This window comes from Bacteroides sp. AF39-11AC (genome assembly GCF_003474285.1).
In the GTDB taxonomy this organism is placed as follows: domain Bacteria; phylum Bacteroidota; class Bacteroidia; order Bacteroidales; family Bacteroidaceae; genus Bacteroides.
In genome coordinates, this window is the sequence record NZ_QROH01000002.1 from 645,950 (window position 1) to 670,856 (window position 24,907).

At 43.3% G+C, this 24,907-nt stretch carries 13 protein-coding genes; 3 read left to right on the forward strand and 10 right to left on the reverse strand.

The window, feature by feature from the left end:
• Positions 1–68 precede the first annotated feature (68 nt).
• A complete protein-coding gene (locus DW036_RS05335) occupies positions 69–4,436 on the forward strand; it encodes a response regulator (RefSeq protein WP_118461882.1) in 4,368 nt (1,455 codons plus the stop codon).
• A gap of 89 nt (positions 4,437–4,525) precedes the next feature.
• On the opposite strand, the gene DW036_RS05340 is transcribed toward DW036_RS05335, so the two are convergent.
• The 10 genes from DW036_RS05340 to DW036_RS05385 all read right to left on the reverse strand — a co-directional run bounded on the left by DW036_RS05340 (position 4,526) and on the right by DW036_RS05385 (position 21,865).
• On the reverse strand, positions 4,526–6,112 hold the full coding sequence (locus DW036_RS05340; protein ID WP_233560308.1) for a DUF5123 domain-containing protein: 1,587 nt from the start codon (positions 6,110–6,112) through the stop codon (positions 4,526–4,528).
• 32 nt (positions 6,113–6,144) lie between these two features.
• Positions 6,145–8,166 (reverse strand): RagB/SusD family nutrient uptake outer membrane protein, encoded by a 2,022-nt coding sequence (locus tag DW036_RS05345; protein ID WP_305000350.1) that lies wholly within the window; start codon positions 8,164–8,166, stop codon positions 6,145–6,147.
• Between the two features lie 7 nt (positions 8,167–8,173).
• On the reverse strand, positions 8,174–11,404 hold the full coding sequence (locus DW036_RS05350) for a TonB-dependent receptor (protein ID WP_118462057.1): 3,231 nt from the start codon (positions 11,402–11,404) through the stop codon (positions 8,174–8,176).
• 235 nt (positions 11,405–11,639) lie between these two features.
• Positions 11,640–12,941, reverse strand: coding sequence for a pectinesterase family protein (locus DW036_RS05355; protein ID WP_118461886.1), 1,302 nt, complete (start codon positions 12,939–12,941; stop codon positions 11,640–11,642).
• 30 nt (positions 12,942–12,971) lie between these two features.
• Entirely contained in the window at positions 12,972–14,522 is a 1,551-nt protein-coding gene (locus tag DW036_RS05360) for a pectate lyase (protein WP_369905919.1), read from the reverse strand.
• 238 nt (positions 14,523–14,760) lie between these two features.
• Positions 14,761–17,166 carry a TonB-dependent receptor domain-containing protein gene (locus DW036_RS05365; RefSeq protein WP_118461888.1) on the reverse strand — a complete coding sequence of 802 codons (2,406 nt, stop codon included), beginning with the start codon at positions 17,164–17,166 and terminating at the stop codon, positions 14,761–14,763.
• 256 nt (positions 17,167–17,422) lie between these two features.
• Positions 17,423–19,084, reverse strand: a complete 1,662-nt coding sequence (locus DW036_RS05370) for a hypothetical protein (RefSeq protein WP_118461890.1) — start codon at positions 19,082–19,084, stop codon at positions 17,423–17,425.
• Between the two features lie 47 nt (positions 19,085–19,131).
• A complete protein-coding gene (locus DW036_RS05375) occupies positions 19,132–20,298 on the reverse strand; it encodes a MalY/PatB family protein (RefSeq protein ID WP_118461892.1) in 1,167 nt (388 codons plus the stop codon).
• Between the two features lie 69 nt (positions 20,299–20,367).
• On the reverse strand, positions 20,368–20,985 hold the full coding sequence (locus tag DW036_RS05380; RefSeq protein ID WP_118461894.1) for a CPBP family intramembrane glutamic endopeptidase: 618 nt from the start codon (positions 20,983–20,985) through the stop codon (positions 20,368–20,370).
• A gap of 1 nt (position 20,986) precedes the next feature.
• Positions 20,987–21,865: a prenyltransferase gene (locus DW036_RS05385; RefSeq protein ID WP_118461896.1), complete on the reverse strand. Its 879-nt coding sequence runs from the start codon at positions 21,863–21,865 to the stop codon at positions 20,987–20,989.
• Positions 21,866–22,091: 226 nt separating this feature from the next.
• Here DW036_RS05385 and DW036_RS05390 point away from each other — a divergent pair, with 226 nt between their 5' ends.
• Entirely contained in the window at positions 22,092–22,877 is a 786-nt protein-coding gene (locus DW036_RS05390) for a Cof-type HAD-IIB family hydrolase (protein WP_118461898.1), read from the forward strand.
• A 19-nt stretch (positions 22,878–22,896) separates the two neighbouring features.
• A complete protein-coding gene (locus tag DW036_RS05395; RefSeq protein WP_118461900.1) occupies positions 22,897–24,906 on the forward strand; it encodes a tetratricopeptide repeat protein in 2,010 nt (669 codons plus the stop codon).
• The last annotated feature ends 1 nt before the right edge of the window (position 24,907 follow it).

The following is a 24,907-nucleotide window of genomic DNA, read 5'->3' on the forward strand; positions in this document are numbered from 1 at the left end:
TAAAGAATATTAAGGAAGAGAGTAGTTTTTGTTGTATATTTGCATAAGAAAACTCAATCAGTCATGCAATGAGAAAGTACATCCTATCACAAACTATTTATTTACTGCTATTTATAATCTTCATTACCTGTAAAGCTGCTGCCCAACCTGTGTGCCAGATACAACATTTCTCTGCTTACAATGGATTAGCACAGCGAACGGTAACGAATATCGTACAAGATTCAAAAGGGCTTATCTGGTTCTCAACCTGGAATGGTCTGAATAAATTCGACGGGTATACCTTCAAAAATTATAAAGCATTCCCGGGAGACGGCTCCAACCTGACCAGCAACCGCCTGTCTTCCATCACTCAGACCCAGACTTGTGACATCTGGTGTCAGACTTATGATCTCCGCGTTTATCTGTTCGACACACGTAGCGAGAAGTTTATAGATGTTCTGCGCCCTTACGAAAACCAGAGCGAACAAACATATGCCGTACGTACCATTTATGCTCTACCAAAAGGTATCAGCTGGATTCTGTGCGAACAGGAAGCATTCCGAATCGACGAACTGAGTTGTAAAGAAGGAGAAGGTATCACTCTTTACAGTCCGGAACAAAAAAATCTGAAAGGGAGTCACATTATCACTGTACATCAGGACAGTGAAGGAGATGAGTGGATCCTGACTGATAAAGGAATATCCATCATCGGCAAAAAGAAGATTGAATCGGATATACCATTCAAGAGCATTAAAGAAAATAATGGTAAGATATATCTGGTATCCAATGATAATCAATTGGTGATATACAATCCCCAGACACAGCAATTACAGTTTAATGAAGCACCTTTCCTCTCTTCTAATACCATTAATTCCATGCAGAATCTCGGCAAAGATAGTATTGGGCTTTGTACAGATGAAGGTTTATATATCTTTTTTGCCGGAGAAGGCAGATACAGGCTTATCGATCCTCGTACTTCAACCAAACTTTCTCCCAAAGTATTATCCGTATTCAAAGATCATCACGGAGAATTATGGATGTTTGCCGATACCCCGGGAGTAGTAAGGTACAACCTGGTTACAGAAGATAAGCAACACTACATCACTCCCAAGGAGGATCTGCCAAATGCCGAACGTGTAAACCGTGATTTCATTTTCGAAGATTCACAGGGAACCTTGTGGATGGTCCCCCATCAGGGTGGTTTCTGTTACTACGACCGGAGAAACCGCCAGTTGAAACCCTATTATACTGATTACGACAATCCAAATTCGAAGTATAGTCCCAACATTCTAAACTACTTCCTGGACCGTCAGGGCAACCTATGGTTCTGCAATACCTGGGATGTTACCAAAATATCTTTCTTCCCGCACGCCTGCCACCTCCAATCCATTGACACCGGCTTCGAGACCCGTGCTTTTCTTATAGATAAGGAAAAGAATCTCTGGACATCTACCAAAAAAGGTTCTGTCAGGATATATCGGACGGACGGCAGCCTGAAGGGCTATCTGACTCCGGAAGGAACTATCAGTTCTAATCCTGTGTCGTTTTCCAAGAATATTTATTGTTTCATGGAAGATAAAGAAGGTATCATTTGGATGGGTAGCAAACAGGACGGACTTTTCCGTCTGGAAAGAACAGGGGATGACCGTTTCAAAATGCGTCAGTTCACCCGTCAAAAGGATGATCCGTACAGTTTAAGTTACAACAGTATTTATACCATCTTTCAGGATAGCAAAAACCGTATTTGGATAGGATGTTATGGTGGCGGATTGAATCTGATTGAAGAAACGCAGGAAGGAGACATACGCTTTCTGCATAGCGGCAATAAATTAACGGGATATTCGAAAGATCGCTTTGCCAAAGTACGGTACATCACTGAAGCTAACCGGGTATTATTGGTGGGGACAACGGAGGGTTTACTCACCTTCTCCAGCGAATTTACACAACCGGAACAAATTGAATTCTACCGGAATATACGTATCCCTGATAAAGTATCCAGCCTTTGCAGCAACGATGTCATCTACATTTATACCGACAGCCGGAAAGATACCTACGTCCTATCGTTTACCGGAGGTCTCAATAAAATATTGTCCGAAAATCTGCTAAGTGACCAAATAGAATTCAAAACATACACTACCCAAAACGGCCTCCCCTCAGACCTTGTGGAATCTATGATAGAAGATAATAAAGGGAATCTCTGGATAATAGCAGAAAATGCACTGGCATGTTTTCATCCGGACAAAGAGACCTTTGAACATTACGACAAGAAATATCTGCAACAGGATCTATACTTCACCGAAGCCGCTCCTGTGCAGAGCCAACATCACCAGCTATTACTTGGAACAGATATCGGCATTCTGAGAATATTCCCTGAGCAACTTCAAAAAAGTAGCTATGTTCCTCCTATCGTATTCACCGGGCTCAAGATACAAGGAACTTCTCAAGATCTGGATATTGATGATCTGAAAGAATTAAAACTGAAACCTTCCGAACGAAATGTAACTTTCCAGTTTGCTGCACTGGATTACATTGATCCACAATCCATCAGTTACGCTTATCGTCTGAAAGGTCTGGAAGAAAATTGGAACGAAGTAGACAACAGCCGGTCTGCCAGTTATATCAACCTCCCTCCCGGAGATTATGAACTGCAGATACGATCTACTAACAGCGATGGGGTATGGATGGAAAACGGTACACGTGTTCTTCCCATTATAGTGCTTCCTACATTCTGGGAGACCTATTGGGCATGGATACTTTATGCCATTTTATTCATAGTATCGACTGCAACGATCGTTTATATCATTCTCTATATATATCGTCTGCACCACCGAATCAACCTGGAACAACAACTGGCAAACATCAAACTACGTTTCTTCACAGACATTTCGCACGAGTTACGCACCCCGCTAACACTGATAGCCAGTCCGGTAACCGAAGTGTTGGAACATGAAACGACTCTATCTGCCAATGCACGTAAACACCTGACATTGGTACACAAAAATACGGAACGTATGCTCCACTTGGTGAACCAGATTCTGGATTTCCGCAAAATAGAAAATAAGAAGATGAAAGTACTGTTGGAAAAGACCAATGTGGTTGTCTTGCTGGAAAAAGTAATGGATAATTTCCGTCTTATCGCTGAAGAAAAGAATATAAACTATCAATTACAAACAAACCAGAAGATAATATCCGCCTGGATTGATCAGGATAAATTCGAGAAGATAATTTTCAACCTGTTATCCAACGCTTTCAAATATACGCCTGTCAACAAGTCTATTACTGTTCATGCCAATGCAGAGGGAGACAAGCTGATTGTATCCGTAGCTGACGAAGGAATCGGTATTGATCCAAAGAAGCAGCAGACGCTTTTCCAACGCTTTGAGACTTTAGTGAAATACAATATATTACAACCGTCCTCCGGCATCGGCTTGTCACTCGTAAAAGAATTAATAGAGTTGCATTGTGGTAGCATTGAAGTGAAGAGCCAGCCCGAAGTAGGTAGTGAATTTATTGTCACCCTGCCAATGGGGCAGAAAATATATGAAACTCATGAAAACACTGAATTCATTCTGAATGACGGAGCTTCCACAGAAACCGACAATAAAATGGATGAAGTTTCTCAGGATATACCTACGGATACCGACGAAGCTGATCCGATTTCCATTCTGATCGTAGAAGACAATACAGAGCTTCGGAGCTTCTTGCATACTATTCTTTCGGAAAACTACAAAGTCATTGAGGCAACTAACGGTCAAGAAGGTTTAGAACGTGCACAAGAGCATATTCCTGATCTTATCATCAGCGACATCATGATGCCTGTAATGGATGGTCTGGATATGGTGAAGAACATTAAAGAGAATCGGGAGATTTGTCATATCCCCATCATCCTCTTATCCGCCAAATCATCATTGGATGACCGCATCTCCGGATTGGAGCAGGGGATCGACGATTATATCACCAAGCCTTTCAGTGCTACTTACCTGAAAGCACGTATCAAATCGTTGCTACATCAACGTAAGCAGTTACAGGATATTCTCTGGAAACAATGGTCTGAAAAGCAGGAAAACCCCACTGCACCGTCTATTGATATATCCCCGTCACAGCCACAAATCACTCCATTCGACAAACAATTCATGCAGCAGGTAATGGAAGTTATGGAAAAAGAAATGGATAACTCCGACCTGACCATCGAAGAGTTTGCACAGAAACTGAATATGGGACGTACCGTCTTCTATCAAAAACTAAAATCTATCATCGGCCTATCACCAGTGGACTTCATACGGGAAATCCGAATCAAACGTGCCGTACAGTTAATAGATAGCGGAGAGTACAACTTCTCACAAGTAGCGTATATGACGGGATTCAACGATCCGAAGTATTTCAGCAAATGCTTCAAGAAGCAGGTGGGGATGACACCTTCAGAATACAAGGAAGGGAAAAAAATGATTAGTGGTTAGTGATAAGCATTTATACAGAAAGTCCGGACTTTTTAAAGCCCGGACTTTCCTTTTTGAGAGAATCTTATCCTGAATCTAATACCTACTTATTAAAACCATCTCGGGTCTCCCGCGACTCCGGTTCCTGCAAATCCAGCACCTTGTTTGATGTGGAAATCACCATTGGCAGGATCCACAAACAAGCCATAGATATCCAGGTTCACAACCGTAATATCATCCAGCGGGCGAGAATCTTCTATTAAATCATTTGTCTTGTAAGAACCACCATAAGAAATAGTAACATTGCTATAATTACCATTCGTAGAGTGTAGTTTCTGACCACCATTAGGACCGGCAAAAATACAGTTTTCAATAGTCACAGTCGGTTTGGAGTTGTTGTCAAGTAACCAAAGGTGAGTCATCTTCTCTGCAATATTTACCAAAGTCACATTCTTGAATTTGATATCAGTCTTCACACGTATATCGGCAATACGGGTGTTGAATTCAGTTAATGTACTATTCGTAACATTGATAGCAGGAATTGTACAGCCTGAGCCTACATTGAGGAAGCTCCAACCACCAGTGTTCGATACCCAACAGTTATTGAAGTTGACACTATTGCCTTCTGCACCACTATGGAGACGGACAGCAGAATTAACTTGTTTCACTTCACAGCCTTCAAAAGTAATATCGTGGAACTTCTGCGCACCTACCTGGAACATAAATCCACCATCGGAGTTCATGCTGAGGTATTCAAAGCTAACATCTTTCACTTCACTTTCGATGGCAAAATAAACTTTGTTCAATTGAGACAGCTTGCCATTAGAGTTCTCTGAACCAACAAAACTAACATACTCTATTCCGGTCGGAATCGTAATTGTACCTTCCAAATTCCATTCCAAACCAGCTGCAAAATTAATCGTAGCCTTCTTGTAACCCTTTCCTGCATACTCTACAAGGAACTCATTAATATTTTCCACCGCAATATGACCAGGAATATTAAGAACAACGCTACCTATAAAACCGGAAGTTTTCACATCCATCGTTCCACGCAGCACTTCATTATAGAATATCTGTACAATATAAGGAACTCCCATGTCAAGATTTTCAAAAGTAGCAGTTGCATTCTGTATTTCAGTTGCAGTCAGTACATGATTATCAATTACCGTACTATCTGCATCCATCAGCACAAGATTAGTTACTCGCTCTGTCTGCTCCCAAAGCATAGTCAGACTATTAACAGTTGGTCTGCACCCTCTGAATATCTGTTCGGCCGGAGTGGTAAACGTAAATGAACTTAATTTTGATTTTAATGATGCATCTGCATTCTCAGCATGCATACGTACCCAGTAATTAGTAGTACCGTCAAATCCCTCAAACCAAGTACGATATTCCACCTTCATGGCCGTGTTTGAATCAGCAAATGGAGTCAGGGTATCTGCCAAAATAACAACTGTTCTATCTACATTTGTAAAGTCGGCATCTTTACTGAATTCAAATATATAGTTAGCTGCATCAACCACTCTGGTGTGTTTAATCTGAATGGAAGTAGGCTTCAACGTACTTGCCTCGAAAATCAAAGGCTTAAACAAACGGTTCTCACCGGTAGCCACTTCCCAATCGTTTACGTCACGGTCGCACGAAGAAAAGAGTGCGGCTACCATGACAAGGGATGCGAATATGCTTTTAAGTTTCATAATCTTCATTTTTTAATTCTGTTGTCCATTTATTAATAACCATAGGAATTTACCAAAAAGCCCTTGGACTGATAAATATCCGTATCATAGATAGCATAAGGATGACGATAGTTACAAGTTCCGTTACCAATAGGATATTGTTTCAACATATCACCAATCTCACCACCATTCTTCAGTTTTCCCAGTAATGCACTATAGTCGTAAGATGCGTTGATACCGGTAGCCATTACCAGAATCTTGGCAAGTTCGTCACGATAAGTAGTACCTGAACCGGTTTCAGGTTTTGCATAAGCTTTCGGGAACCAGTCAATCTTTTCATAGCCTGCAGGAGCCGTACCCAGTTCCTGATAATAATTAGGTGATGAATAATCTACATACAGTTTATCATCTGTCCTCATCTTATAGTACAATACAGTCGGGAAATCCGAAGGCTGATAAGTCTTATCAAAGATGGTCACCGGATGTTGGTTATCAAGCATCAGGCAAAGACTTTCTTTCATAGCTTCAATCTTGTTATCCAACAGTCCCCAACGAATCAGGTCCATTTTACGTACACCTTCACCACCAAATTCCCAGGCACGTTCATTCACAATAGCATTGAAGAAATCAGAATCATACTTCGCAATTTCGGAAGAGCCGGAACCAAATGCACGTTCACGTACTTTTTCCAGAGCCTGACGGGCAGTCAAACCTGCCGTTGTATTCTGATGATCCGGTCCGTAAAGCTCATTCATAGCCTCAGCAAACATCAGATAAATATCAGAATAACGCATTACAATCCAGTTGATACCGGTAGCCACACGGCCGGCAGCAGCCAAGTGGAGCGCACGATAGGTTTCGCTGGTCCAGTACATACGCCATTTAGCATAGTGCACATTCGTAGCATTCAGACTGAAATCCTCATAATTCTCTTTACGCCAGCGACCGAAAGTCAATGTAACGTCACGACGCTTATCTGTCTTACCGAAAGAATAGAAGTAATAAATTGTAGAAGTAACATAGCTACTACCCATACCTTGCTGTCCGTACATAGAACCTTGTTGAACTTCCCAACCCATCAGAGTACCCACGTCACCGGTATTACCTACACCTAAACCAACTTCATAAAGGTTTTCATTATAAGGATTCTGATCCAGATGATTTACTGTTTTCCAGATATTCTCAAAGTCAGGATCCAATTGATGCGGATTCTCAGGATCACCCAGGATTTCAGCACATTGTTTGGCTGCTATTTCATAATACTCTTTGTAGTTCTTCACGCGACCTACATAATATCCGTTCATTTCGGGGATGGTAGGATGTTTCTCCAATTGCATATCCGGAAATTGATTACCATCACGCAGTGACCAGCCACCTGCGAACAAGGCGACGCGTGCTAACAGGCCTTTAGCAAAACCTTTGCTGATACGTTCCGCAGTAGAAGCTTTACCACTACCTAACCAAGGCAGATATTCGATGGCTTCCTGCAAGTTCTTCACCAGGTCGGCATATACAGTATCACGGTCGATTTTACCGATATATACATTGGAAAGGTCAGAATTGGAAGTTGTTTTCTTATAAGGAATATCTCCATAGATACGTACCAATTCAAAATAAGCCAATGCTCTCAGAGTCAAAGCTTCACCCAGTAACGGCTTACCGACAGTCGGGTTTGTCTTCAGCAATTCACCTTCACGCATTCCTTCTACGGCAGCGGAAGCAAGTTCTGCAAAACGGAAGATATTGTTCCAACGAGTGGTAGAGTTACCGGAATTACCATAATAGTGGTTCTGACCATAATCACTGTTTACTTCCTTATAATTAGTCAGATAAAGATTACAATTTTCCGTATCACTGATATTCTGCCAGTTCACAGAAATTTTCTGTCCGTAAACATACGTATCGGACATGGTAGCATAAACTCCCATCAGGGCAGCCTCGGCCATAGCCTCGGTATTGAACACATTTGTGTTACTTTGTTTGGAGGGGGTGTCAGTTGCCAGGAAATCATCACATGAAGTAGTGATCAGCATGGCAGCTGCCAAAGTTAATATATATAATTTCTTCATGATCATTAGTTTTTTAGAGTGTCAGGTTAATACCAAATAAGAATGAATGAGCTTTCGGGTAAGCAGAGTAGTCAACACCCGGAGTCAATGGAGTGCTACGACGAGTATCTACCTCAGGATCTTGTCCTGAATACTTTGTCCAGCAATGTAGGTTGTAACCAGTGAAGTATACACGCAATTTCTCAACCAGGAACTTCTTAGTCCAAGCCTTCGGTAAAGTATAACCGATTGTAAGATTACTCAGGCGAAGGAATGAACCGTCTTCGATAGCATAGTCCGTCATGACCGTGGAGTTCATCAACGGATGCCAGATCGTAGCATTCTGATTGATTTCCTGCAAACGTGCCGGATTCGCATATTCACCATACATGATATTGTAACCGGTTTCAGGATCGATAGTGGTAAAACGCTTATCCAAAGCCATATCGCTACTCAGATTCTGATACTTCTTGGAACCTGCATACGTAGTATTATCTATTTTATTGGCATTCAGGATATCATTACCATAACTCCAATTGAACTGTACACCAAAATCGATGCCTTTATAGTCCGCATTGATATTGAAACCACCGGTATGTTTCGGCATGGCATTACCAATGACGGTACGGTCATTCGTAGTTACTTTATCAGAACCATCATCCGTCAATTTCTTCAGTTTCATGTGTCCGGGACCAAACCAGTTACCGCTGGTTGCTATAATATCACTACAGTCTGCTACACCCGGTTTAATGATCCAGCGTTTCGTTTCTTCGTTAAAAGTAAAGTCATCGAAAGAATAGAAACCATCCTGTTTGTAACCATATATCTGGCCAATGGATTTACCTACAATGGCACGATAATCATCCGAACCGATACTTACTCCCCAACCGGAAGTAGCAATCATAGAGTCGGAACCATCCAGCTTGTCAACAGTATTGCGGTTGAAAGAGATATTGAAACCCAATGACAAGTTGAAATCCTTAGTTTCAACGGCATACCAGTTAGCTGTCAACTCCACACCTTTGTTAGTAGTCTGTCCCAAATTGCGGTATTGAGTACCGTAACCGGAATGAGTAGGGATATCCACAGCCAGAATCAAATCCTTAGTTACATCCTTATAAGCATCAATTACCACATTCACTTTATCATTAAAGAAACCCAGGTCCAAACCGATGTTGGCAGAAGTCTTGGTTTCCCAAGTCAGGTTCTCATTACGGAGTGTATTGGTTGGTTTCAAACCACTTTGCACTTTCTCACCGATATAGTAAAGTCTGTTTGCAGAGCTTTCGAAACTGTATTGTTGACGCCAGTAAGAACCTACACGTGCATTACCTACCTGTCCATAACTTAAACGAAGCTTAGCATTGGAAAGCCAACTTTTAGTAGCTTCCATAAAAGGCTCCTCAGACAGACGCCATGCCAAAGCACCGGCAGGGAAGAAACCCCATTGTTTACCTGGAGCAAATACGTTTGTACCATCTTCACGAGCTGTGAAAGTCAGATAGTAACGGTCTTTCAACGTATAGTTCAGGCGACCGAAGAAAGAAGAGGTACGTGACGGCTCACCTATATCATTATAAGTAGGCAACGGTTCACCATAATTCCACATAGCCAATACTTGTTCTGCTGTAAAGTCTTTCGGAAAGAATTTGGATTGCAGAGTCATCTTGTCAGATTTACCGGAGAAAACTTCCTGTCCCAACATAATATTGAAACGGTGATCTTTGGCAACCGTAAAGTCATACGTCAAATGATTCTGTATCGTGAAACGGTAACCATCAGTATATTCACGTTTGGCTACGGGCTGTCCACCATTAGCATTAGATTCACCGGTCTTCTTCAACCAGATATTATCCGTATGTGCTTTCTCGTAAGAGTAGCTACCCTGAACACGATAATCCAAACCTTTGATAATATGAAATGTCAAACCGACATTATAGGAATTAACAAATGAGTACTGCTTCTTAAACTCATTGGTAATGTTGTAAATCGGGTCATTCAACATACTGGCCGATTCCGCCCAGTCAAGTTCCTCGCTGGTACCCACCAGGTTCTCCATAGACAAAGTAGTTATACTCTTTACCGGAGCATACTTGACACCATCACGGAGCTTACGGCCACCGGATACGTCGGGACCATCAATTATCGTATTCGTGGTACGGGCTGTAACGTCCAGATCAATGACTTTACCAAAAGATTTATTCAGCTTAATGTTGAAGTTATCACGTACATAGTTAGAGTTCAACATGATGTAGTCTTCATCATCACGCGTATAACTGATATTGTAGCGCATGGTTTCCGTACCACCCGAAAGCGATACATTGAAATTCTTCTGTAAACCGGTATTGCCGTAAAGCTGATCCTGCCAGTCGATACCTTCACGGTATTTGTAAAGGTCTATATCATCCCACATACCATACATGCTATAGAAGCCTGCACTGGATACATTTGGGCTCGAATCGATTTCCTTCTGATAATATACATATTCATAAGGAGAAAGGACATCCGTCAGATTATAAGTCTTCTTTATACCAACATAAGAGTTCACATCTACCACTGTCTTACCGGCTTTACCACTCTTAGTAGTCACCAGAACCACACCATTAGCACCCTTGGCACCATAGATTGCCGTAGAAGAAGCATCTTTCAATACACTAATATCCTGGATGTCCCCGGGAGGAATATCATTAATATTCTTCACGATAAAACCATCTACGATATAAAGCGGAGAATTATCCTGGGTAATAGAACCACCACCACGTACACGTACTTTGATTTCAGCATCGGGAGAACCGTCCGTTACCGTTACGTTCACACCTGCCAGATGTCCACTCATAGCCTGCAAGGCAGAAGTTACAGGGATATCTTTCAGTACCTTGTCGTTCATAGAAGAAACAGAACCGGTCAGGTCTTTCTTCTTCATCGTACCGTAACCTACAACGACTACTTCATCCAACATTTTAGAGTCGTCCTGAAGCTTAATACTTAGCGTCTTCCCTGCAACAGCATCTATCTCCTGGGTCTGCATACCTATATATGAGACAACCAGTTTCTTACCTTTGCCGCTGACCTTCAGAGTAAAATCACCGTTTATATCGGTAATTGTTCCGTTACCGGCATTACCCTTTTCTACAACGGATGCACCGATAACACCTTCTCCCGTGGAGTCTGTCACATTACCTTTAACAGTAATCTCTTGTGCAGACAGTCCGATAGGAACCATTAACAGTATAGCCATTAGCCATACAAAACACTTGTTTTTCATTTCTACAGATTTTTGTTTCACATTAATAAAGGATTTAGTTTCACATATTTTTTCCTGTTGCAAAGGTGACAATTTGCAGGTGGAGAGAGGAGTAAAAACTATCGGAAAAAGAGGAAAATATCTGTTATACCAATAAATACAAGGGGGTTACACAAAAAATCCCGGACTTTCACAAGCCCGGGATCCCACATGCAAAAAATGTCAATGTGTTATAGTGCCATTGCGATTCATTAACTTAAAGAGCACTCTCAAGTCCTAATGAACCATAACGATTGACTGCACGTACTTTTAAATTTCCTTTCATCACGGATCCTGTTTCGAAAACCGGCTTTTGGGCAAAACCTACCACCTGATCATTATCAAAAATGATATAACCGGCAGCATCGGATACAGCTTTCCAAGTAATCTTCGTTCCTTGTTTTTTCAGATTCTGCGGAGCCGGTAGTTTTTCCATCATTGTACGAGGATCCCATCCGTCATTACCCGGAATGATACGTTCGTATACATAGCTATCTGCCTCCTCTTTGGTAACGGTAGCACGACAAGAGCCTTTCGGCGGGTTATTCGGTCCGCGTCCGTCATATTCTGTTTTGCGTAGGCTCAAGTCGAGTACATTACCTTCGGTATCACGACTATCATACTCTGCAAATAGTCCGGGAATAGCTCCCATATTGGTCCAACCCTCGGGAGCAAGGGGAATACGCATAGTGGTATGTATATAGACAGCACGCGGCGAGTTGTGCCAAGGACGTCCCAACTTCTGTTTACCGTCGGCAGCAGAGGCATTGCCATCCACAATGCAATCACGGAAAATATATCCGAACTTTGCATCTTTATGACAGGGAGCGACAATTACAGAACCGCTACGTACATTATACAAAGTACAGTTTTCAAGTAAAGCATCTCCCCCGCCATAAAAGTAATCGACTGCACCTTCAATCCAGCAGTCTTTCACATAGTGGCGGTGAGAATCATTGGTAGAAGTCATCCAGGTGTCCTGAAAAGAACGGAAAATGCAGTTATTGAACGCTGCACAATCTGCCTGGCTACTCATAGCCAATGCCTGTGGACCATTCTGGCTCTCTACCCCCCAATCGTTCACATAAGAGATATTCTCAGTATAGAAATGATCGGCTTTCACCTTAACAACGCTCCCCTCAAACTTATAGACTTCGGAAGAGGGATTATGAACCGAATGTTTCCAAAAAGCCGTCTTTGCCGGTTCTGTACCTTCTTCAGGCTTTCCACCTACATTCAGGAGATGATGAATGATGGTTTTATCCTTGTCCTGACCGATTAGGTGGACATACGTTTTGGTTTCGGGTATTACCACGTGTTCCCGATACGAACCGTTCTTTACGAAAATCAACCACGGCTCTTGCCGGTTGTCGGGTACTGCATCAATAGCAGCCTGAATGCTTGTGTAGTCACCACTGCCATCCTGGGCCACTACAGCCTGAAATGGTGATGCAGTATTCCGGGCATGACCTCCTAATAAAATGCCCATAAATAATGCTGTAAGAATTATCTTCTTCATACTTAATATATTTAATAATTGGTTTGAATTTTACTTTACCAGACCGTTCAGATAAACTTCCAGATTGGTATAACCTTCTTTACTCAATGTAGTAGCAATGCCGTCGGAAACATCTTCCGGATTCAGGCCATGGGCCGCTTCCCAGACATCGGGTATGCCGTCGCCATCAGTGTCCCGCAGTTCATCGGCTGTAATGCCGCCATCACTCAATGCAGGCCAGGAACTGGCGGCTCCTTCCGGTTTCACATCTGCCGGCAGGTCTATTAGTCCGGGAACACTTTCCGCTCCTTTCGTCACACTACCGATATAGGTAGCCGTACCGTTTCTGGTTTCTTCTATAACACGTATATCAATGGCATCCCGTTGCCTGGAGCATCCGGCTTGGTCCAATACGAGTTCATAAGCTTGTTTTGCACTATGAGTAGTGATAATGCCTGCATCCAGAGGTCCGGACAGACGCATTTCCTTTTTCACCTTCTTTGTGAATGTATTGTCACAAGAAGCATTATTGATTTGCCCGTAAATTCCTTTGGTCCAGTTATCTTGGGTTACTTCCTCATTTCCTTCAATGATATTGCCGTCTACATAGAGTTTCCCCCATACGTGTTCCATCGGTTTCCAAGCATTGGGAGTGCCGTCTGCATTCGTGCAATACTTCTTTGTGCGTACTCCTATGGCGGCAATACGGTAGCGGACAGGGCTGTTTTTCGGTGTAGCCGGTCCCGGTTTATAATAATTGTTCACAATATTGATATACATGCCTTCTCCACCATAGCAACCGTTTCCGGCCCAGTTGTAGAACACGTTATTCCTCATATCCATGTGTTCGCGTTCCTGAGTAAAAGGACGGGGCCCCAGACGGGGTGCACGGCTCTCGTGGTGTGCCAGCAGATTATGATGAAAAGAAGCTTTTGCCCCTCCCCAAATGGCTCCATATCCATGTTTACCTTTGGCATGACCCGCCGTGCGAAGACTTTCGGAGACCAGGCACCATTGAACAGTCAGATTCTCACCACCATATATGGAACAACATTCATCTACCGACCAACTGATAGAGCAATGGTCAATGATTAAATTCCTGCAATCCGTACTTCCAAGTCCGTCAGGCTCTCCACCTCCTTCGTTGCCTACACGAAAGCGTAGATAGCGGACTATTACATTATCAGCATTGATCGTTACCGGATAACGGGCTATACAGATACCTTGTCCCGGCGCACTCTGCCCGGCAATAGTTAAATCTCCATTAGCGATATCAAGGCGTTTATCCAGGAATATCGTTCCGGCTACATCAAAGACAACCGTACGTGTTCCCTCCTGTGAAAGGGCGTAGCGCAATGTCCCTTCCTGCAGACCATCTTCCAAAGTCGTTACATGATAGACTTTGCCTCCACGACCACCTGTTGTATTCCGCCCGAAGCCTTCGGCGCCGGGAAAGGCTATCAATTCCTTTGTTGTTTCCGTTTGTTCGTCATCAGGCAGGATACTCGCTCCTGCCGGTATGATTGGAAGCAGGAATAAAGCCAGACATAAGAAACATATAATGTACGCCCCTCTCATTCTGTTTTTCATTTTGTTTTTCATATATACTCTCTTTTTAGATTGGTTCATGTGATGCAAAAGTGAGGAATCCATAGTAAAAAGAGGGGGAAAAACTGATAGAAAAGGGGGACTGATGCTATAAAACGGCGAAAATCACTTATCAAACTGCATTCATACAAAAAGACGGCTTCCCGATTGAAACCTCCGTTTCATATCGACAAGCCGTCCGTCTCCCGTTACAGGAGTGCTTTCAAGTAGGTAAAAACGATGAAAGCAATACTTATAATCTATTCTGAATATCTGAGTTACTATTACGTTGCCCTTTGCTGCGGATATCTCCACCAAATGTGTAGGAGACACCGATGCGGAAACCGGTAAAGGCAAACTGATTATCCGTCGTCATCCGGACACCGTTGGATACCGTCTCAAGTTTCGAATGGCTAATCAGGATATTATTAACATTCAGGCTAAGACTGAGTTTATTATCCAGCATACGATAAAGCAAACCTGCACTGATTCCGTAATTAGGCTTTATCAGATAAACCCCACTATATTGGCGTGAAGTGAACCAACCGGAAAGTGTTCCAATGAATGTCTTCTTCGCATTGAGGAAGAACGTATTACGCAGACTGGCATTATAGGCCCATCCCTTCTCTTCGGCAGATGTGGAAGCGGCACTGGAAGTCGTACGACTATAGTTTACTCCGTGCTGTACATAAGCCTGCATCCACCCTGTACGGAATGTATATGAATTATTCAATCCAAAGGAGTGCGTCTCCATAAAGTTATCCCACAGGAAAGAACTGACATTTGTTTCCGGGTCCAAACCTACCACCTGGAAGAATACATCGTCCGAATAAGAATAGAAAGCGGAAAAATTAAGATTGTTCTTAAATGTATATCCCAATTCGGCATTATACGTATAACTCGGCTTCAAATCTTCCTTTCCACAAGCATAAGTGTACTTATTCTGGTAAAACGGGAACGGATTCACCATATTCTGCGAGGGGCGTGAAATACGGTTGGATAAACTAAGATTCAATGCATTCAGTTCATTAGGTGAGTACAAGAAGTAGAGCGTAGGGAACAGACGGGTATAATCATGCTTGTCTGTCTTATTCGCCGACTCGGAAATACCGGTAGTACGGGTGTGCTCCATACGTACGCCCAACTGCATAGAAAACTGTTTGGAGAACGCACGATTGTAATCGGCATAAAGGGCATAAATCTGTTCCTTATAGTGGAAGTAATCATCCTGCACCAGTGTCGGATCCGAAGTATCATAATCGATACGATTGCGTGTATTTGTGAAAGAGACCTTAGCACCTGCAGTTATCTTATACTTTTCAAACGGAAGTGTAAAGTCGAGTGCAGAAGAGAATACGTCTACCTTACGGTCTTGCAGATAGCTATAATCAAAATTGGTTCCGGGTATTGCTACACCGTCAGGAGTCTGCGTTTCGGACAGGAAGCCCATATTACTATCCCGGTTATCACGCAGGTAGTCCACATCCCAAGTCATCTTCTTTCCTTTGTCCCCCCAAGTCTTATCGGTATGGAAGTTCAGGTTGAGACGGTCGGACTTACCTCCTTCTTTGCTATCTGACAACAGAAGAGAGTCCAGCTGGGTAGTAGCTACATTATAAACTTCCGTAACGGAAACAGCTTTGGCATCTTTAGGATTACCATAGTTATAAACAGCTTGCAAACCTACGGTCCAGTTACGCTCCAAAGCAACGTCCACACCTGCCTGACCATAATAGCTCTGCATATACGTCTTATAATCCGTACGTCCGTCCCAGGTATTCTTGGCGAAATAGCGGCGGTTTGCTTCACGTGTTTCATAGTTACCTTGTGTAGTACCTGCATTGATGAAGGAAGAAACGCGGCCTTTACTGATATTCAGGTTTACTCCACCATAACCGTAGTTTTCCTTCTCACCGGTATTATAAGAAGCGGATACCGTACCTCCCAAGTAATCTTTAGGACGTGATTTCAAGCGTATGTTGATGATACCTGCATTGCCTGCTGCATCATACTTGGACGGTGGAGTGGTGATCACTTCTACTTTCTGTATCTGTGAAGCGTCATAAGACCGGAGATAGTCTATCAGTTCGTCACCGGAGAGTTTCGTTTCACGGTCATTGATATATATTTTCACGCCTCCTTTACCTATAATATCAATACTATTCTGCCCCACACGCAAACCAGGTACTTCGCGCAAAAGGTCGAGTGCATTTCCACCGGCAGAGGCAATGGAATTGTGGGTATCAAAAACCACTCTGTCCACCAGACGTTTGATTACCGGACGAGCGGCTGTAACAGTCACTTCATTTAAAAAGGTAGAAGAGGATTTCAGAGTGAGCATACCTACATTCTTATTTTCCTGTAAAGAGACAGGCAGGTAGATGTCTTCACAACCGATTAGAGTGATATGCAACAGATATTCCCCTTTAGGTTGAGTAAAAGTAAAACAACCTTGTGCGTCCGTCAGCATACCTGTAATGTATGTACTGTCTTTAGCTTGCTTTAAAAGGATGTTTGCTACTTCCATCGGCTGATTGTTTTCATCTTGTACGCAACCGGAGAGTTGATAACTTTGAGCAGAAACAGAAACTGCTACACATAACATAAGGAATAAGGACGTAAGTCTTTTCCCGATAGATTTCATTGAATTTGCTTTCATCGTTTGATTGATTTTAATGTTTCACTTTTCGTTTTTACCTGATGCAAATTTAAGGGTGAAACGTGTCTCAAACGGTCTATATCGGGATATAAAAGTTCTATATCGCCAGCACAAATCCCACTAATTATCAATACATTACAATCATCGTTCTCTATATTTACCTTTTTAGGGTCTATATACTATCTATATGCATTGAAGAAAGTATTCATTTTTTCGGTTATGAATTAAATGGGTACGCGGACGACGCGGACAAGCCTTATTTCTCTAAAATGAACCCGACGATATCCTCCTTCTCTCCCATCCCAAGTTTCTTTCGGATATTTGTCTTCCGCTGATAAATGGTCGGAATACTTTGTTGTGTCACAACACTAATCTCTTTCGTCGAGAATTCTGCGCAAAGCAGACAGCAAAGCTGCTGCTCCTTGTCAATAAGCACAGAACCGAAACGCTGGTTCATTTGGGTATAGAACCCATCATATATACGGTCGATTACGGGATACAGATCCTCCCACACTAAAAGACTTTCTACTGGCAACTCGCGGTTTGTGATACCGGATATACGACGAAGCAACTCCTGATTTTGGGATGTAGGTTGTGTAGCAACCAAGCGTATAATGCCCAACTGTTGCAAAAGTATCTTTCGGAAGAACTGTCCATCTTCCACTTCTTTATCAGTATTTCCAGCAATTCCCTGTTCACCATCTCCTTTTGTAGCATCTGCCAGCAGACGGTTCAGTGTTTCAATACGTTCTTCCGCCTCAATCAAGCGATGACGACGCCCCCGGATATAGAAAAAAGCCCCGCCACCTACTACAACCAACAACAGCAGACAGCCCAATAATGTCAGTTGGGCTTCTTGCCGTTCCACCGTCAGCATCAAGTTAGCATTCGAAAGCGACTCTTTACTTTCGTCCTTCCGCTGAATAGTACTTTGCAAGGCATAGAGGGCATTGTGAACAGAATCATTATATCGCATCACTTTCAGAAAGTCAAACGTACGATGCCGGGTATAATCTATCAATCCCTGATAATAATTCATCATATTTTCTGTGCTCAGAAGCTTCTCCCGGCTGGCAAGCAATGCTCTGCCCTGATCGAGGTAATATTGGGCGGAATCCAGTTTTCCCATCTTTAGAAAACATTCCGTCAACACCAGATCAGTCATGGCAATCTGCCCTCCGTCCGGTGCCAAGCTCCGCAAACGTTTTGAAACTGCTACAGCCTTTTCATAATCGTTGCTGATATAAGACAACATCTGTGCATAGTTTCGCAGATAATGTACCAGACGTACCGTATCCTTCTTTTGCCCAACCAATTCGATACTCCGATCCATATAGTAAGAAGCAGAATCATTTCCCTGTAATCCCATAGCAATACCTAAAGAAAAACACAACCCTTCATCTTCACGAACAGCAATCGCCCTGAGATGGGCTTCTATTGCCTTTTTATAATTCTTCTCAACGTATACATGTTTGTTTGCTTTCAGAGAAAGCATATGGACTATCAGGTAAGTATCTCTACAAGCTGTAGCTGCTGCAATACCACTATCGAGTACAGTCATAGCCTCTTCATGTTTTTTCTGCCAATATAAGTATTGGGATTTCAAGACGTATGAGTTCAACATCTTCACCGTATCCGAGCCGGCTACAAAATAGTTGAATGCCGGCAAAATCAGGGAATCTTCTGCCATGGAAGCCCCTCGCACATTATGTGCAAACGTACGCAACCAACCATACAACATCTTTTCCTCAAACGGCAACCGCTCCGGATTCTTGATTGATGACAGGAGCTTCATTGCACTATCCGAATTTCCATAAATCACTGCATCCGCCTGACGGAGCAAAGTAGTATTGTCCGTATGCCTGCAAGCACACAGCAGAATACTGCTTATGATGAAAAGATATAAGAGTTTCTTCATATAGTATAGCCCTTTACAGGCACCAAAGGTATAATTTTCTTTCTAAATCACTGTACAACCGCATCACGTAGTTGCTTCAAAGCCTGCTCCAGCACCGAACGCGGACAACCGATATTCAATCGCATAAAACCTTCTCCCGGTGCACCGAACATAGTTCCATCATTCAAAGCCAAGTGTGCTTTCTCTGCAAAAAGACGGGTCAGTGCATCTTGTGTCAACCCTAAAGCGCGACAATCCAGAAAAACAAGGTAAGAAGCCTGCGGACGTATCATACTGATGCCCGGAATATATTCTTTCAGATAGTTCTCAGTAAAGTCTATATTTCCTTTTATATAATCGAGCATCTGTTCCAGCCATTCTGCACCATGCATATAAGCCGCTGCAGCACCGATATAAGCAAGCAAATGTCCTTCGGAAAACTCACCAGCTTCCATAAAAGTCTGGAAACGCTCACGAATACCTTTATCAACGGTTATTGCATACGAACTGCCCAATCCCGGCATATTGAATGCTTTACTGGGAGCCATAAAAACAAGAGAATTTGCAGCAGCTTCTTCAGAAACCGTAGCAAACGGATGATGTTTATAAGGTGGCAGAGTCAAGTCAGCATGTATCTCATCAGAGATTACAAAAGTACCATTGTCATAACAAATGGCAGCTATTTCTCTCAGTTCATCCGCCGTCCAGACACGTCCACCAGGATTATGAGGATTACACAGAATGAGCACTTTACAGCCTTGTATGTCTTTGCGGAAACGTTCAAAATCAATATGATACTGTCCGTCACATAGTTCCAGAGGCGAATATACCACTTCACGGCCCATGCGTTCGGTCACCAGGAAGAAAGGATGATAGACAGGAGTCATCACCATCACTTTATCGCCCGGATTAGTAAAACACTGCAAGGCAAAAGCCTGTCCACGGACAATTCCCGGGACAAATGTCAACATCTCACGGGATATATTCCATCCATGACGATCGCGCAACCATGCACAAATGGAAGTATACCATTCTTCACAAGCAAAAGTATACCCCAACACCTCATGTTCCAAACGCTTTTTCAAAGCATCCATTACAAAGGGCGGAGTACGGAAATCCATATCAGCTACCCACATAGGGAGTAAATCATCACGTCCCCAGATATTTTTTACGCCATCCCACTTCACGGAGTTGGTACTACGGCGTTCAATGATTTCATCAAAATTGTATTTCATCGCTGTTTGTTTTATATTCTATTTTTCCTATAAATCAAAATTTCACTCTTCATCCGCAAAAGGGTCATATTAAATCGGGAACACTACAAATACCGCCACATCCCACACCGCATGCGACACGATCAGTGCCCCTAACTTCTGCGGATACAGTCTGTAAGCCAGTCCCCAGATAGCTCCAACTACCAATGCTGCCATCACCAGCATAAAGTTGAACGACCAGATGTGCACCAAGGCATAAACCAGCGTTGTCACAATGAAACCTGTATTCGGGTTCCAACGCTTCGATAGTGCATTCTGTACATAGCCACGCCAAAAGATTTCTTCTGCAGGGCCTATCAATATGAGTAACAGTATAGAGAGTAGCCAAGGATTTTCCCCGGTCTTCATACCATAAATAAGTTCCACCTGTGGACGGGCAAAGTCAAAAAGCCAGGCAGAAACTTTATCCCCTACCCAGAATACTCCCCATAGTACAACTGCCAAGGCCACACCGCCGGCAATATTCTTCCAATCGAACTTCACATCTTCTACCCACCACTGCGGACGAAGTGCAAAAGACATATTCATCAGTATAACTGCCGAAAAGCTCATTGCTGTCCAGAAGTTGAATATACCGCTTGTCCAAGGAGAGAACATAAAAAACCACAGGAAAGCAGCTATCAGTAAAGGAATAATGATTCGTTTCATACTATATTAAAAATGTAACCGCAAACAGTAAGCTGAACAAAAGTTGCAGTTTCGCCGTCTTTTCATCCAGATTAGAGATTGCACTAATCCCTGCTTGCGGCAACCGTAACATGGTACGTGCATTGGCTATAGCCGGCAGAACTCCTATTATAGTCAGTAGAGACCACCATGGGAAGTAGCCCAGTAGTACACAAATTACAATCCACAAGAATGGGAACAGCACTTCAAACATATACAGGTAAATATCAGTCTTCACTCCCAACTTCATAGCAAGAGTACTGATCTTTGCCCGTACATCCGTACCGATATCGCGCGTATTATTGGCATGCAGGATAGCTACTGTTATCAATCCTACCGGAACAATGATCAACCATACATCAGGCAGGAACCTCCCCATCGTTATATAAGTTATTCCCAAAGTAGGCAGAATGGCATAAGCCACGAAAATAACAAAATCACCGAAAGCCCGGTACTTCAGACACGGATAGAGCAACGAACACATGGCACCACAAACTCCTATCCATAACAAGGAAAGTCCGGTACGTGTAACCAGCCAAAGACCGATAACCACTGCCGGTACCATTAATCCTATAGCCAGATTGCGTATTTCCAATGGCATGAATTGGCCGCTCGTCAGGGTCTTCACACCGAAGGTATCTACGCGGTCCACTCCTCGTTCAAAGTCGAAATAATCACTCCATGCATTTCCCGAAGCATGGAAAATGACAATACCGACCAACGCCAGCAATCCGTTCGCCCACTCTATTATCCCGTATGCCCAATACAAATACGCCAGCGTCACAATCACCGGCATTGCTGACGCCGGAAATGACCAAGGGCGTACAGCGATCAACCAATCTTTGAAGGAATGCTTTTTCATCTTCTCTTTTGTTTATTAGGGGTATGCTAATGTATGATTAGACGATTTACGATGTACGATTGATAGTACTTTTGAAATCATAAGCACTGATATACTGGCTATAATGCAATTCCAATTTCAATCATACATCGTAAATCACCTAATCGTACATTAATTTATGTGTGGCAAAAGTACAAAATATCCTCACTTTTGAGTACTTTTGCATCCAAGTAAAATAAAAAATTATATGATTAAAGCCCTGTTTTTTGACATCGACGGCACTTTAGTGAGTTTTGATACACATGCTATCCCCGAAACCACCATCGAAGCCATCGCCGCTGCCAAAGCCAAAGGCATTCGGATATTTATCGCTACGGGACGTCCCGCTGTTATCATCAACAACCTTTCTGCTTTGCAGGACCGTGGACTCATAGATGGTTATATAACCATGAACGGCGGATATTGTTTCGTAGGCAAAGAAGTGATTTACAAGAGTGCAATTCCTGCCACTGACGCACAGACAATGGCGCGTATCTCTTCCGAACAGAATTTCCCCTGTATCTTTGTAGGCGAGCATGATATCTGTGTTTGCCAACCGGATGAGATGGTGAAAAAGATATTCAATGATTACCTGAAAGTAGATGTACTCCCTGTTAAGACTCCTGAAGAGGCTATTTGCCGGGAAATCTTCCAGATGACGCCATTCATCACCTTGGAACAAGAGAAAGTTATTCTCCCACAACTTCCCGGTTGTGAAGCCGGACGCTGGTTCCCTGCTTTTGCCGACATCACCGCAAAAGGAAATACCAAGCAAAAAGGAATCGACGAAATTATCCGTCATTTCGACATTCGCCTGGAAGAGACGATGGCATTCGGAGATGGCGGCAATGATGTAAGCATGTTACGCCATGCTGCCATTGGTGTGGCTATGGGTAATGCAGTGGATGAAGTGAAGGAACATGCCAACTACATCACCACCTCAGTGGACGAAAACGGAATAGCCAATGCGCTCAAACATTTTTCAATCATATAGTCCCCTTTAATTGTTAATTTTGACGCAGTCAATCGATACCAACAATAAAGAGTTTCAGGATGCCCTGAGTCTTATACAATATACTCGCCAGTCCGTATTTTTAACCGGAAAGGCAGGTACGGGTAAGTCTACCTTTCTGCGATATATCTGCGGGAATATAAAAAAGAAACATGTAGTATTGGCACCTACCGGTATTGCCGCCATCAATGCCGGTGGCAGCACTTTGCACAGTTTCTTCAAATTACCGTTTCATCCTCTGCTACCTGATGACCCGAACCTGAGCTTGCAACGCGGGCGCATCCACGAATTCTTCAGGTATACCAAGCCGCAGCGAAAGCTACTGGAAGAACTGGAACTTATCATTATCGACGAGATTTCCATGGTACGGGCAGATATTATCGATGCCGTAGACCGCCTCCTGCGAGTCTATTCCCGCAACCTGCGTGAGCCCTTCGGTGGAAAACAGCTTCTGTTAGTAGGTGATGTTTTCCAGCTCGAGCCTGTCGTAAAAGGGGATGAGCGGGAAATATTAAACCGCTTCTATCCTACTCCCTACTTTTTCTCTGCAAGAGTTTTCAGCCAGATAGACCTTGTTTCCATCGAACTCCAAAAAGTGTATCGTCAGACGGATAAAGTATTTGTCAGTGTTCTGGACCATATCCGCAGTAACACCGCTGGTGCAGCCGACTTGCAATTACTCAATACACGCTATGGCACTGACATTGAGGAAAATGAGGAAGATATGTACATCACCCTCGCCACACGCCGCGATAATGTAGACTACATAAACGACCGGAAACTGGCAGAACTACCCGGTGACTCTGTAACCTTCCGGGGTGAAGTCACGGGAGATTTTCCTGAAAGCAGCCTGCCCACATCACGTGAACTGGTACTGAAACCGGGAGCACAGGTTATCTTTATCAAAAACGACTTCGATCGCCGCTGGGTGAATGGTACTATTGGCATAGTCAGCGGCTTCGATGAAATAGAAGAAACTCTCTACGTCATCACCGATGATGGAAAAGAATGTGACGTCAAACCGGAACACTGGAAAAATATCCGCTATAAATACAACGAAAAGAAAAAAGAGATTGAAGAAGAAGTCCTGGGTACTTTCTCCCAGTTCCCCGTACGGCTGGCATGGGCAATCACTGTCCATAAAAGTCAGGGACTGACTTTCAGCCGTGTGGTTATCGATTTCACCGGTGGCGTGTTCGCCGGCGGGCAAGCCTATGTTGCCCTCAGTCGTTGTACTTCATTGGAAGGCATCCAGCTAAAGAAACCTGTCAACCGCGCTGATATCTTTGTCCGCCCGGAAATAGTAAACTTTGCCGAACGATTTAACAACCGGCAAGCCATAGACCGCGCCCTGAAACAAGCACAGGCCGACGTGGAATATGCCGCTGCAACCAAAGCTTTTGACAAAGGAGATTTCGAAGTCTTTCTCAATCATTTCTTCAAGGCTATACACTCCCGATACGACATAGAAAAGCCTGTTATACAACGCCTCATCCGTCGCAAATTAGGCGTTATCAACAAGCTACGTGACAACAACGATCAACTAAAAGCCCAGATGGCCGAACAGCAAAAACGACTGCAAGACTATGCACGAGAGTATTACCTTATGGGCAATGAGTCTATCACTCTTGCCCATGACTCCCGTGCCGCCATTGCCAACTATGACAAGGCACTGGAACTCTATCCCGAATATGCGGATGCGTGGATACGCAAAGGAATCACCCTCTTCAACGACGGTAGATATCTTGAAGCGGAAGAGTGTCTCACACGAGCAGTAAAACTACGTCCGGCAGAGTTTAAAGCTGTCTATAACCGGGGCAAACTACGCCTGAAACAACAGGAAACAGAAGGCGCCATTGCCGATCTGGACAAGGCTACCACCTTGAAACCCGACCATGCCGGAGCACACGAACTCTTTGGCGATGCCCTGATGCAGGCAGGAAAAGAAGTAGAAGCTGCATTACAGTGGAGGCTGGCAGAAGAACTTCGAAAAAAATCATCCAAGAAATAAG

Bases quoted from the DNA above. Each gene is read 5' to 3' on its own strand.
- DW036_RS05335 (WP_118461882.1), top strand. From the start codon at position 69: ATGAGAAAGTACATCCTATCACAAACTATTTATTTACTGCTATTTATA.
- DW036_RS05340 (WP_233560308.1), bottom strand. From the start codon at position 6,112: ATGAAACTTAAAAGCATATTCGCATCCCTTGTCATGGTAGCCGCACTC.
- DW036_RS05345 (WP_305000350.1), bottom strand. From the start codon at position 8,166: ATGATCATGAAGAAATTATATATATTAACTTTGGCAGCTGCCATGCTG.
- DW036_RS05350 (WP_118462057.1), bottom strand. From the start codon at position 11,404: ATGAAAAACAAGTGTTTTGTATGGCTAATGGCTATACTGTTAATGGTT.
- DW036_RS05355 (WP_118461886.1), bottom strand. From the start codon at position 12,941: ATGAAGAAGATAATTCTTACAGCATTATTTATGGGCATTTTATTAGGA.
- DW036_RS05360 (WP_369905919.1), bottom strand. From the start codon at position 14,522: ATGAAAAACAAAATGAAAAACAGAATGAGAGGGGCGTACATTATATGT.
- DW036_RS05365 (WP_118461888.1), bottom strand. From the start codon at position 17,166: ATGAAAGCAAATTCAATGAAATCTATCGGGAAAAGACTTACGTCCTTA.
- DW036_RS05370 (WP_118461890.1), bottom strand. From the start codon at position 19,084: ATGAAGAAACTCTTATATCTTTTCATCATAAGCAGTATTCTGCTGTGT.
- DW036_RS05375 (WP_118461892.1), bottom strand. From the start codon at position 20,298: ATGAAATACAATTTTGATGAAATCATTGAACGCCGTAGTACCAACTCC.
- DW036_RS05380 (WP_118461894.1), bottom strand. From the start codon at position 20,985: ATGAAACGAATCATTATTCCTTTACTGATAGCTGCTTTCCTGTGGTTT.
- DW036_RS05385 (WP_118461896.1), bottom strand. From the start codon at position 21,865: ATGAAAAAGCATTCCTTCAAAGATTGGTTGATCGCTGTACGCCCTTGG.
- DW036_RS05390 (WP_118461898.1), top strand. From the start codon at position 22,092: ATGATTAAAGCCCTGTTTTTTGACATCGACGGCACTTTAGTGAGTTTT.